The organism is Nonomuraea maheshkhaliensis (assembly GCF_039529435.1).
In the GTDB taxonomy this organism is placed as follows: Bacteria; Actinomycetota; Actinomycetes; order Streptosporangiales; family Streptosporangiaceae; genus Nonomuraea; species Nonomuraea maheshkhaliensis.
The window spans coordinates 80,236-92,020 of sequence record NZ_BAAAMU010000033.1; the positions used below are offsets into that span (position 1 = coordinate 80,236).

Annotated in this window: 11 protein-coding genes; 5 read left to right on the forward strand and 6 right to left on the reverse strand. The window is 72.4% G+C overall.

Features of this window, described 5'->3' with window-relative positions; translation table 11 throughout:
* The first annotated feature begins 2 nt into the window (after positions 1-2).
* The 3 genes from ABFX54_RS23160 (at position 3) to ABFX54_RS23170 (ending at position 1,993) form a co-directional block, all read left to right on the forward strand.
* Entirely contained in the window at positions 3-629 is a 627-nt protein-coding gene (locus ABFX54_RS23160) for a TetR/AcrR family transcriptional regulator (RefSeq protein ID WP_346107939.1), read from the forward strand.
* Positions 630-638: 9 nt separating this feature from the next.
* Entirely contained in the window at positions 639-1,448 is an 810-nt protein-coding gene (locus tag ABFX54_RS23165; RefSeq protein ID WP_346107941.1) for an AraC family transcriptional regulator, read from the forward strand.
* Positions 1,449-1,597: 149 nt separating this feature from the next.
* Positions 1,598-1,993, forward strand: a complete 396-nt coding sequence (locus ABFX54_RS23170) for a VOC family protein (RefSeq protein WP_346107943.1) — start codon at positions 1,598-1,600, stop codon at positions 1,991-1,993.
* A 46-nt stretch (positions 1,994-2,039) separates the two neighbouring features.
* Here ABFX54_RS23170 and ABFX54_RS23175 read toward each other — a convergent pair whose 3' ends face one another.
* Genes ABFX54_RS23175 through ABFX54_RS23200 form a run of 6 tightly spaced genes read right to left on the reverse strand, consistent with a single transcriptional unit; the run spans position 2,040 to position 7,336 of the window.
* Positions 2,040-3,245, reverse strand: coding sequence for a cytochrome P450 family protein (locus ABFX54_RS23175; protein ID WP_346107945.1), 1,206 nt, complete (start codon positions 3,243-3,245; stop codon positions 2,040-2,042).
* A complete protein-coding gene (locus tag ABFX54_RS23180; RefSeq protein WP_346107947.1) occupies positions 3,199-4,497 on the reverse strand; it encodes a cytochrome P450 family protein in 1,299 nt (432 codons plus the stop codon). Before ABFX54_RS23180 ends, ABFX54_RS23175 begins: the two co-directional genes overlap by 47 nt.
* On the reverse strand, positions 4,494-5,084 hold the full coding sequence (locus ABFX54_RS23185) for a GTP-binding protein (RefSeq protein WP_346107949.1): 591 nt from the start codon (positions 5,082-5,084) through the stop codon (positions 4,494-4,496). The genes ABFX54_RS23180 and ABFX54_RS23185 overlap by 4 nt, the downstream gene beginning before the upstream one ends.
* A complete protein-coding gene (locus tag ABFX54_RS23190; protein ID WP_346107951.1) occupies positions 5,071-5,433 on the reverse strand; it encodes a DUF742 domain-containing protein in 363 nt (120 codons plus the stop codon). Before ABFX54_RS23190 ends, ABFX54_RS23185 begins: the two co-directional genes overlap by 14 nt.
* Entirely contained in the window at positions 5,430-5,870 is a 441-nt protein-coding gene (locus ABFX54_RS23195) for a roadblock/LC7 domain-containing protein (RefSeq protein ID WP_346107953.1), read from the reverse strand. The genes ABFX54_RS23190 and ABFX54_RS23195 overlap by 4 nt, the downstream gene beginning before the upstream one ends.
* Positions 5,867-7,336 (reverse strand): hypothetical protein, encoded by a 1,470-nt coding sequence (locus tag ABFX54_RS23200; RefSeq protein WP_346107955.1) that lies wholly within the window; start codon positions 7,334-7,336, stop codon positions 5,867-5,869. Before ABFX54_RS23200 ends, ABFX54_RS23195 begins: the two co-directional genes overlap by 4 nt.
* Before the next feature lie 943 nt (positions 7,337-8,279).
* On the opposite strand from ABFX54_RS23200, the gene ABFX54_RS23205 reads away from it, so the two are divergent.
* Both ABFX54_RS23205 and ABFX54_RS23210 read left to right on the forward strand, forming a co-directional pair.
* Positions 8,280-9,464: a L,D-transpeptidase gene (locus ABFX54_RS23205; protein WP_346107957.1), complete on the forward strand. Its 1,185-nt coding sequence runs from the start codon at positions 8,280-8,282 to the stop codon at positions 9,462-9,464.
* A gap of 225 nt (positions 9,465-9,689) precedes the next feature.
* Positions 9,690-11,785, forward strand: a 2,096-nt coding sequence (locus tag ABFX54_RS23210) for a sensor histidine kinase (RefSeq protein ID WP_346107959.1), incomplete at its 3' end; no start/stop codon positions are given.

Genomic DNA, 11,785 nt, shown 5'->3' on the forward strand with positions numbered 1-11,785 from the left:
GCATGGCCAGAACCGACTCCACCCGCGACCGTATCGTCGCCGCCGCGCGAGAGGAGTTCGCCCGGTTCGGGATCGCCGGCGCCCGCGTGGACCGGATCGCCAAGGCCGCCCGTACGAGCAAGGAACGCGTCTACGCCTACTTCCGCACCAAAGAGGCTCTGTACGCGCACGTGGCCTCGGGCGAACTGACGGCGGCGGCCGACGCCATCCACCTGGATCCGGCTGACCTGCCCTCCTACGCCGGCCAGCTGTTCGACTACTTCTCCGCCAACCCCGGCCGGCACCGGTTCATCGCCTGGGGCCGCCTCGAACTGCCTGCTCCCGATCACTCCCCCGTCGAGCCGAACCCCTACCGCGACGCCATCGCCGGCAAGCTGGAGCGGATCCGGCGCGCGCAGCAGGACGGTCTCCTCGACTCCTCCTGGGATCCGGCCGACATCATGGCCCTGGTCTGCCAGATCGCCGAAACCTGGAGCGAGCAGGTCGCGATCGCCACCCTCGCGGAGGGCGGCACGGCCGACCGCCGCGCCGCCGTCGTCCGCGCCGTCACCGCCCTCTTCCCTCCCTCGGGCCCCGCCGCTTGCGCGCGCCGGGCGGGCAGCGGGCGGACGTCGGCCGGGCCGCCGTAGGGTGGAGGGGTGCCCCTCGTGCCCGCTCATCGCAGGTCCGCGGCCCTGGCACCGTTCGTGGCAGCGCTGAGCGCCTACGACCTCGGGCCGGGCGGCGTTCATCGCGGGCTGCCCTCATCCACGATCTCGATCACGATCCCCGAGGCGGACTCTCTGGAGATCGGCCGGCTCGGCTCGCGAGAACGTTTCCGTGCCGTGGTCGCCGGGCTGCACCTCGACCCGGCCGAGCTGCGGCAGGAGGGCGGCACGCGCGGCGTGTGGCTGACGCTCAGCCCGCCGGCCGCGGGCGCGCTGCTGGGGGTTCCGGCGTCGGCGCTGTCCGGGCAGGTCGCCGAGCTCGCCGACGTGGCCCCGGTGCTCGACTACCTGCCGGAGCGGCTGGCGACCTGCCGGTCCTGGCCGCAGCGCCGCGCCCTGGTCGAAGAGGCCCTGCTCGCCGGGCTGGACCGGCACGAGAGGGACACCGGCGGCGAGCTCCCGGCCACGCTGGCGGCGCTGTCGGCGCTGTCGGCGCTGTCGGGGACCGCGCGGGTGCAGGAGGCTGCTCGGCGGCTCGGGTGCTCCCGGCGCCACCTGAGCGGAACGGTCCGCGGCGCGCTGGGGGTGACGGCGAAGGAGTATCAGCGGCTGCTCCGCTTCGAGGCCGCGCGCGGCGGACTCGTGGCCGCCGCCAGGGCGGGAACGGTCAGCCTGGCGGCAGTGGCCGCAGCGGCGGGCTTCGCCGACCAGGCGCATCTCACCCGGGAGTGGCGGGCGATGGCCGGATGCACCCCGACCGAGTGGCTACGCACGGAGGGCCTGACCGGCCTCACCACCTGAGACAGCCGCGGGCAGAGAACCTGACCGACCCCGCTCCTTGAGGCAGGCCACGCCCGGAAGACCCGACTGGTCCCGCTCTGAGACGTGTCACCAGGTCCCGTTCCCAAATCTTCAAGACCCCCGCTCGCATCCCGGCCGACGATGGGCTCATGACTTCTGACATGCGGCTTTCCCCCCGTCTCATCGTGCCCGACCCGGACCGCGCGTCCGCCTTCTACCAGGCCACCCTCGGCGCCGAGCGGGTGTTCAGCGCACCCCCGGGCGACGACGGCCGGCCCAGCATGGTCGATCACCGCGTCGGCGATTCGTCCTTCCAGCTCTCCCCCGCCGTCTCCGCCTGGGGATGGCTGTCGCCCGACGATCTCGGCGGCTCGGCGGTCCTGCTGGAGGTCGAGGTCGAGGATCCGGACGCGGTCGGCGAGCGTATGACCGCCCACGGCGCCGAGGTGGTCGTGCCGATCGAGAACCGCCCGTACGGCAAACGTTCCGGCCGCGTCCGTGACCCGTTCGGCCATCTGTGGATCATCACCGGCGAGCTCCGCTGAACCCCCTGCACCGGCCGCGGGAGGCCCGCGGCCGGTGGCGGGCCCGTCAGTTGAGGAGGACGGGCAGGCTGCGGTAGTCGTTGGCGATGAAAGAGGGCTGCGGACGCAGCGTCTCGGCGGGCCCGGCCAGGCGCAGGCCGGGGAAGCGAGTGAAGAGGGCGGGCAGGGCGACGGCGGCCTCCAGCCGGGCCAGCGGCGCGCCGAGGCAGAAGTGGATGCCGTGGCCGAAGGCCAGGTGCTGGCGGTCTGCGCGGTCGATGTCGAACCGGCCTGGGTCGGGGTTGGCGTGTGGGTCGCGGCCGTGGGCGCCGAAGGCGATCAGGATGAGTTCGCCCTTGCCGATGGTCACGCCGTCACCGAGGTCGAGGTCGGCGGTGGCGTAGCGCATCGGCAGGTGCATGAGCGGCGGGCTGTGGCGCAGGGTCTCCTCGATGACGTCGTCCCAGCGGCCGGGGGCGGCCTGGGCGGCGGCGAGCTGGGCGGGGTGGGTGAGCATGGCGACGACGGCGTGGTCGATGAGGGAGACGGCGGTCTCGCTGCCGGCGCCGATCATGAGGATCAGGGTGCTGACGAGTTCGTCGGGGCTGAGCCGGTCGGCGCCGGTCTCGTGGGCGGCCAGCAGGACGCTGGTCAGGTCGGCGCCGGGGTCGGCGCGCTTGTGTTCGATCAGCCGGTGCATGGCCGCGTACATGTCGCGCTGCACGCCGGTCGCCTCCTCGGCCGACAGGGTGGTGTCGAGCACGGCGTCGATGGTGCGCAGCATCTCGGGGCGCTGCTCGGCGGGCACGCCCATGAAGTCGCAGATGACCTGGGTGGGGACCCGGTAACTGAAGCGGGCGCGCAGGTCGACCGGCCGGCCGGGTGGTTCGCGGTCCAGGTCGTCGAGCAGTCCGGTGACGACCGCCTCGACCGCGGGCCGCATGGCCTGGATGCGGCGGGGGGTGAACGCCTTGCCGACCAGGTCCTTCAGGCGTTTGTGGTCGTCGCCGTCGACGGTGAACATGCTGGTCACGTCCACCCAGGCGGTCAGCCAGGCGATGGCGTAGGGCTGGTAGTCGGGCCAGGAGGTGCGGGCGTTCTTGGAGACGTCGGGATGGGTCAGGAGGGTTCTGACGACCTCGCCGCGCGTCACCGACCAGGCGACGAGGTCTCCGGGGAGCAGGACGCGCACGGCGGGGCCGCCGCCGCGCAGGTGGTCGACCTGTTCAAACAGGTGACCGCCGGTGGTGTCGAGGGTCATCGGTTGGCTCATCGCGCGTACCTCCTGTGGGGGCGGTGGGGGCGGCGAAGGCATGGGCCGGCTGCGGCCGGAAGTGGACGGCGAGCCGGGCGGGGCACTGGTGGAAGGGGCCTGGGCGGTTGACGACCTCCGCGTCGGCGAGCTGGACGTCCCAGAGCCGGTCGAGCAGGGTCTCGATGGCGCTCTGGGCGATGATGGCGGCCTGGCTGTCGGCCGGGCAGCGGTGCGGCCCGGCCGACCAGGCCAGATGGGAGCGGTTGTCGTAGCCGAGGTCCGGCGGCAGCGCCGGGTCGGCGCCGGTGGCGGCGTGGCTGATCAGGATCGGCACGCCGGCCGGGACGGGCACGCCGTGCAGGGTGGTGTCCGCGCGGGCGTAGTGGACGGAGAAGTTCGCCATGGGCGAGCGCACCCACAGGACCTGCTCCAGGGCCCTGCGTACGGTGATCGCGCCGCCGGTCAGGTCGCCGGCGTAGTCGTCGTCCGACAGCAGCAGGCGCAGCCCCGAGGCGATCCACGCGGCGGTGGGGATGGTGCCGGCGCCGACCAGGACGACCAACTGGTGCAGGATCTCCTCGTGCGACAGCCGGGCCGGGTGGGCCAGCATCCAGGAGGTGCAGTCGCGGCCGGGGCTGCGGTTCTTCATCGCGATGATCTCGGACAGGGCCTGCGCCAGGCCGGCGGCGGCCTGCCCGGCTCCCGGGCCGGCGTTGATCATGCCCTGGCAGGCGACGACCATGCGGCCGGTCAGCTCGGGCGGGCAGCCGAGCAGGTCCGTGAAGACGAGCAGCGGCAGCATGTCGGCGTACTGGCCCATCAGCTCGGCGTGGCCCTGCTGGGCGAAGCCGGCGATGAGACGCAGGGCGTGGGCGCGGGTGAGGTCGTGCAGTTCGGGCTGGCTGACGCGGGCCAGGCAGTCGTCCATGGCCTGCCGGAGGCGGGCGTGGCGATCTCCGTCGGCGTACAGCAGGCTGGGGCGGTAGGCCATCAGGGCCAGCACCGGGCTGTCCTGCGGGACGCGACCGGCCGCCAGGTCCTGCCACAGCCGGCTGTCCTTGCTGTACGTGGCGGTGTCGGTGAGCAGGTCGATGGCGGCCCGGTGACCGGTGACGACCAGGGCGCGCACCCCTTCGGCGATCTCCGCCCACGCGACCGGCCCCGCGGCCCGCAGCACCTGGTAGACGTCCTGCGGGCGGGCGGCGAACTCCGGCCCGAACATCCGGGGCGGGGCCACCCGCGCGGCGGGCGGGGTCACGTACGAGGTCATGGGGCGTGCTCCAGGTGACGGGGGCGGTAGAGGATGTGGCGGACGAGGGCGATCAGGCCGTGCTTGGCCGATCCGATCTCGCGGGCGTCGAGGCTCACCAGCGGCTGCTCGTCGTCCATGCTGAGGCTGTCGCGCAGGTGCGCGTCGCTGTAGCGGGGCGAGCCGGAGAAGTGGTTGACGGCCACCGTGTACGGCAGCCGCGCCTCTTCGAGCAGGTCGATCGCGTCGAAGCTGTCGGCGATGCGGCGGGTGTCGACCAGGACCAGCCCGCCCAGGGCGCCCTGCATGAGGGAGCGGACCATGCCGTGGAAGCGCGGCTGGCCGGGGGCGCCGAACAGGTAGAGGACGATCTCCTCGCTCAGGGTCAGGCGGCCGAAGTCCATCGCGACCGTGGTCGTGTCCTTGTCGGACAGCTCGTCGAGCTCGTCGACGAGCTCTCCCGCCCTGGTCATCCGCTCCTCGGTGGACAGCGGCCTGATCTCGGAGACGGTCTTGACGAACGTGGTCTTGCCGACGGCGAACGGGCCGAGCACCAGGATCTTCACGGACTGGGCTTGGGCCGGGACGTAACGGTCAGAGCTTCTCAAGGGCCACCAGCACTTTCCGCAGCACCTCCGCGCTGTGCGGGGAGGAGGCCGTCGGGACGAAGGGGGCACGCGCCGACAGATGGCCGCTGTCGAGCAGCCGGGAGACGATGACGCGCACGACGGGGCCCGGCAGGTGCAGGTGCGCGGCGACCTCGGAGACCGACAGCACACCCGGCAGGCAGAGCTCCATCACGCGGCGCGGCTGGGCCGCCAGCCCGGTCACCGGCCGCGTGGCGTCGGCGAGCAGCAGCGTGGCGGCGTCCAGTCCCTGTCGCGCCGGGGTGAGGTCGCCGCCGGTGGCGGTGTGGGAGCGCACCATGCCCGCGCGCCGGTGCCGGGAGTGGCTCATGTCGTGTCGCCACGTTCGCGTGCGCCGAGTACGGGCCGCAGCCCGTTGATCATCTTCAGCGTGGCCTGGATGGCCACCGAGACCTCGTGGCCGGCCGACTCGCCCCGGACGGACACGCCGACGCCGGTGCGTTCCGTGGCGACGAACAGCAGCAGCGTGACCGTCTTGAGGTCGCTGACCATGAAGCGCAGCGGGCCTGGCGTGCACTGCTCCCCCTGGGTGCGGCAGAAGCCGCCGAGGTCGCGCTGCAGCGAGTTCAGCCCGGCCAGGGTCGCCGCCGTGCGGTCGGCGTCGTCGCGGTCGAGCCCGTGGGAATGGGCCATCACCAGCCCGTCGGAGGTGAACAGCAGCGCGTTGAGCACTCCCGGCTCCTCGCACAGCCGGTTGAGGGCCCAGCTCATGTCGGTGCTGTCGGCGGTGGGCTGTTGCATGATCATGCCTGTGCGTTTCCTTCAGGATCGGCGGCGTCGGCGGTCAGGCCCGTGGTGAACGCCCGGCGGAGCGTCTCCAGGCCGGCGGCCGCCTCTTCGGGAGAGCGGGTGTCGGTGAGGGCTTCCTGGGTGGCGACGGCGGGCCGGGGCGTGGCGGGCTCCTGGCGTCGTTCGCGTTTGGGCAGGCCCTGCGCTGTGGTGGCCATGACAGGGGCGAGGGCGGTCGCGGGGACGGCCGGTGGCTGTGGCGCGGTGGGGGTCTCGTCCCCCCGGCGGGCGCCGGACGACGGCGTCCGCCCGGCCGGTGCGGGGTTGATGACGCTGCTCGGGATCAGGCACACCGCCTTCACCCCGCCGCTGCCCGAGGGGGCGCCTACGTCGACCCGGAAGCCGTAGTCGTGCGCCAGGCGGCCGATGACGGCGAAGCCGAGCTTGCGTTCGTCGGCCAGCCCGGCCACGTCGAGGTCCGCCCGCCCCGGCAACTGCCGCGCGGCCTCGGCCAGGTGGAAGGCGATCATGCCGTAGCCGGCGTCCTCCACCACGATCCGCAGCCCGGCGGGGACCGCGGTGACGTAGACGCCGACGCGGTCGCTGGAGTAGGTGGCGGCGTTGCTCAGCAGCTCGGTCAGGGCGATGGTGATCGGCTCGACGACCCGGCCCTCGACGTACTGCTCGCCGACGTCCGGCAGGTAGGTGTAGTCGACCCGGTTGTAGGCGCTGATCCGCCCGCGCGCTCCCTCGATGATCTCGCGCAGCGTGCAGTCCGCGCGCTGCATGCCGGGCCAGGACCCGGTCAGCACGCGCAGCCGCTGCACGGCGTGCAGGCTCCAGGCGGTCAGCGCGTCGAGGTCGACCAGCGTCTGATGGAACGGGGTCTGCGTCGGGAAGTCCTGGAACGCCTCGTCGATCTTCATCTGCAGCCGGGCGAGGTACATCTGCACCTCGTCGGCCATGCCGCGCACGCCGGTGCGGGCCGAGCGGTCGAGGTCGTCGCGGGTGGCCCGGATGGTCTCGCCGAGCAGGTCGATGGCGCTCTGGTGGTGCTTGGCCAGCAGGCTGTCCTTGAAGCCCGGGTGCAGCAGCCCCGGCACGGTCACGCCGGTGTGGCCGCGGGCCTGCTCGTCGGCCACCGCCTGGAGGCGCTGGAGCAGGTGCCCGGACTCCTCGATCGCGGCGGCGTACCACTGCCGGTTCGTCTCGGCCTGGCGGCGCGCCTCCTGCAGCGTCTTCTGCAGCGCCGCGCGTTCGGCCTGCTGGCCGCCGCCGGTCTTCACCGGCGCCTGGACCGCTTTCACGGGGCCGGTGGCCGGCCCGCTGTCCGGTCCGCTGTCCTGGGCCTTTTTCTGGGGCGCGGGAACGGGGGTCCGTGGCGCGCGGGCGCGTACCGCGAGCGCGACGACGGCGCCCAGGACGACGGAGAGGGCGAGGACGGCTCCTAAGAGGGTCGCCACCGCGAAATCAGTTGTGATCACGACAGTCCTTGTTCGGCGCCGCGGGCCAGGCCGGGCGCGGCGAGATGGCGGTGCGGGCCGCGCGGGGAACGGGGTCCCGCCGTCCGCGCGTCCCTTTTCGCGGCCCAGCAATATGAAAGATATTCGGCATTCAAATGCTGGAGCTCCCGAAAAGGGACGTGCCGAGGCCGGAGCGACGGCAACGCTGTGCCGGGTTTCCCTGATGACACGACTATCTCCGCAGCCACATATAGGAACACTCGCAAACCTTACGCATCCGCTTCGCCGGATGTCATGCCCACTTCGTTATCACACCTCTTGGGGCGCTTGTCTTCAATAGAAATCTCATCTCGCCAATTTCCGAAATATCCCCACGAAACTCTTATGGGCGCGCCGTTAAGCGGCGAAAACGGGGACCGATTCGACGGGCGGGCGGGTGGTGAGCGCCCGCCCGGCTGTCAATAGCCGCCAGGCCTCCCGGGCCCGCACGCAGACAATCGAGAAACACCGAGCGATCATCGAGAAGAGGTATTCACATTCCTCCGGCCCCCTCGCCGGAGAAAATCCGGACGACCGGCGGCGAGGCGTCCGACCTCAAGGACGCCTCCGGTCGGAGGAGATCGTCACCGAGCGTCACGTCGAGGCCGGCGAGCAGACGGGCGATGGCGCCCGGCCGGGGCCGCCCGGTCGGGGCCGCCCGGTCGGGGCGGGGCGGGGCGAGGCCGGGGCGGGGCGAGGCGGGGGCGGAGCGAGGCGGGGCCTGGCAACGGGAGCGTTGGCCTGCTGGGCCCGGCCGCGGCCCAAGCCCGCGGCGGGCCGACACGCCCGGCCTTCCGCCGCCACGCCGACCAGTCGAACTTCTTCGCATGATTACTCACAGTGACGGGCATAACGCTCTTCGTCTCCCCAATGGACCACCTAGTCCGAAATATGCCTATCTATCGGGGGAATGGAGTCAGCGGCGATGCGCAGCAGCGGCACCCTACTCGTCAGTACGTTCACGGTGGCGGTGTTGCTGACCGCCGGATGCGCACCGGGGCTGCCCGGCGGCGCCCAGCAGGAGGGCCCGCCCGCGCCGGCGCCGCCGCCCGTCCTGTCGATCACGCCGGTCGACGGCACGAAGCAGGTGCCACCCGACACCGGGATCGCCATCAAGGTCACCGGCGGCAGGATCACCAGCCTGACCCTCGCCGACGCCGACGGCCACCAGATCGAGGGCAGCATGGGCATGGACGGCACCTGGCGTCCCCGATGGCCGCTGAAGCCGTCCACGGCGTACACGGTGAGCGCGCAGGCCACCAGCCCCGACGGGCGGCAGGTGGCGGCCGAGCGGGCCGCGTTCACCACGCTGAAGCCGAAGCGGGTGCTGAAGAGCGGCATGTCGCCGCTCGAAGGCGAGAAGGTCGGCGTCGGCATGCCCATCCAGCTGCTGCTGTCGGAGCCGATCACCACGCAGAAGGACCGGGCCGCGGTCGAGCGGTCGCTGACAGTGCGGATGTCGCGGCCGGTCGAGGGCGGGTGGAGCTGGGTGAGCGACACCGAGGTGCAGTTCCGGCCGCGCGAGTTCTGGCCGGCGGGCGAGCGGGTCACCGTGGTCGCCCACCTGACCGGGCTGCGGATCGGGCGGAACCTGTGGGGGACCAAGGACCGTACGGTGAACTTCACCGTCGGCGCCGAGCACATCACCACGATCCGCGACAAATCACACCGGGCGGTCGTCCGCAAGAACGGCGAGGTCGTCAAGACCATCCCGGTCAGCCTGGGCAAGCCGGGCTACGAGAGCTGGTCCGGCACCATGATCGCCCAGGAGAAGGCGGCCGACTTCCTCATGGACTCGGCCACCGTCGGCATCCCCGGCGAGTACCTGCACCACACCAAGTGGAACGTGCGGATGACCTACAGCGGCATGTTCTTCCACGCCGCCCCCTGGTCCGTCTCCGATCAGGGCCACCGCAACGTCAGCCACGGATGCGTGAACGCCGGCACGGACAACGCCCGCTGGTTCTACAACTTCACCCAGCGTGGCGACATCATCAAGGTCAAGGGGACCTCGCGCAGGCTCCGCTTCGGCAACGGGCCGACGCCCTGGGCCAAGACGTGGCAGGAGTGGCAGGCGGGCAGCGCCCTCACCGGCTCGTCCGACGCCTGACGCCCGGGGTCTCGCCGCGTGGGGCCCACGTGGGGCCCACGTGGGGCATCGCCGGCGGAAGCGCAGCTCAGCGCGAGGCGACGATATGCGCCGGACGGGACGGATGTGCACTTGTGCGGCGGGACTTTCGACTCTACTGCGGTATGGCTACGATCGGGCACCAATCGCCAGTACGGCGATCTTGGGATCTTGGATCAACCGACCGGCGAGGAGAGTACCCGGCACATGGCTGGATGGGGCAGGGGCGGACTGCGGCGGTCGAAGGCGCCCGGCGGCGGGAGCACGCCGCCCGGATCCGCCGGCGGCGGCCCGAAGCGCCCGGCGGTCCGCCGGCTGCGGTTACGGACCGTGCTGCTCACCGTCGTGATCGTGCCGAGCGTGACGTTCACGCCGCTGCTGGCGTCCGGCATGAACCAGCTGTTCACGCAGTGGCAGGCGGAGAAGGCACAGCTGGCGCTGGCCGACACGACGGTCGGCCGGCCCGTGGCCGAGCTGTTCTTCGCCCTGGACCAGGAGCGCCGGTTCACCGCGCAGGCGCAGGCCGTCCCGCGTGCCACCGCCCGTGACCGGCTCGCCGTCCAGCGCCGGGCGACCGACCGCGCCGTAAAGGCGTTCCGTTCCCTGACCGGCGCCGACCTCAGCGACGGGCAGCGCGGGCTCGCCGACGCGATCTCCCGCACCGTGGGCTCCCTCAGCCTGCTCGACCAGCAGCGCAAGGCGGTCGACGCCGGGACGGCCGGCGCGACGCAGACGTTCAACTACTACAGCGGCGTCCTGGTGTCCGGCCTCGGCGTGCTGACCGCGCTCGGCGACACCGACGAGGGCCGGCTGAACACCGAGGCGCAGGCTCTCGTCGACCTCTTCTGGATCATCGACATGGTGGGGCGCGAGGACGCCGTCCTGGCGCGCGGCTGGGAGAGCGGGCGGCTGACGAGGATCGAGTACGGCTTCGTCGCCGAGGCCGCCGGCACCAGGAACCATCTCATGCGCGCCCGGGTGCTGCCCGCGCTCACCGGCGACGAGACCCGCCACGCGAAGATCGCGGAAAGCCAGGCGTGGCAGACCATGACCGCCGTGGAGGGGCGGCTGTCCACCGCCGCCGGCGCCGCGAGCGACCAGGTCAGGCTCCGCGAGGACGCCAACGCCTGGCGCGCGTCCGTGCAGACCGTGACCGCGCAGCTGCGTGAGCTCGTCGACCTGCGCAGGAAGCACGTCTCCGCGGTCGGCCACGCCCACGCCGACATGATCTTCACGGTCTTCGTCAGCGTCTCCACCGTCGGTCTGCTCGCGCTCGGCCTGGTCGTCTTCGCGAGCTGGCGGCTGACCTCCGTGCTCCGCCGGCGCATCCTGCACCTGCGCCACGACGCCCAGGAACTGCGCGAGCGGCTGCCCGACGTGGTCGCCAGGCTGGAGCGCGGCGAGGACGTCGACGTGGACGCGGAAGTCCGCAAGATCGAGCCCACCGGCGACGAACTCGGCGAACTCGGGCAGGCGCTCAACCTGGCCCGCCGCAGCGCCGTCCGTACCGCGATCCGGCAGGCCGAACAGCACCGCGGCTTCCAGCGCATGCTCCAGCGCATCGCCCGCCGCACCCAGATCCTCATCGGCCTGCAGCTGAAGAAGCTGGACGAGCTGGAGCGCAGGCACGAGGACCCCGAGGTGCTGGAGGGGCTGTTCGACCTCGACCACCTCACCGCCCGGCTGCGCCGCTACGAGGAGAACCTGGTCATCCTCGGCGGCGGGCAGCCGCAGCGCCGCTGGCGCAGGCCCGTACGGCTGCTCGACGTGCTGCGCGCCGCGCAGAGCGAGGTCCAGGACTACCGCCGGATCTCGATCGACGTCGAGGGCGAGTCCTGGATCGCCGAGCGCGCGGTGGGGCCGGTGATCCACGTCCTGGCGGAGCTGATGGAGAACGCCACCACCTTCTCCAAGCCCCTGACCCCGGTGGAGGTACGGGCCGCGCCGGTCAGCCGGGGCGTCGCCGTCGAGATCGAGGACCGCGGGCTGGGGATGGAGCCCGAGCGGTACGCCTCCTTCAACGCCCTGCTCCAGGCGCCGCCGCAGCTCGACGTCATGACCCACGCGGACGACGTGCGGCTCGGGCTGTACGTGGTCGCCCGGCTGGCCGCGAACCTGGATCTCCAGGTGGAGTTGCGGCCGTCGGCGTTCGGCGGCACCCGGGTCATCGTGCTCGTTCCCGAGGCGCTGGTGGTGCGCCGGCCGCCTGCCGCCGCCGTACCGGAGGAGGAGGGCCGGGAGGCGGGCGGTACGCGTGCGCGCTCCCAGGCGGGCGCGGCCGACGATCGCCGGGCGGACGGGCG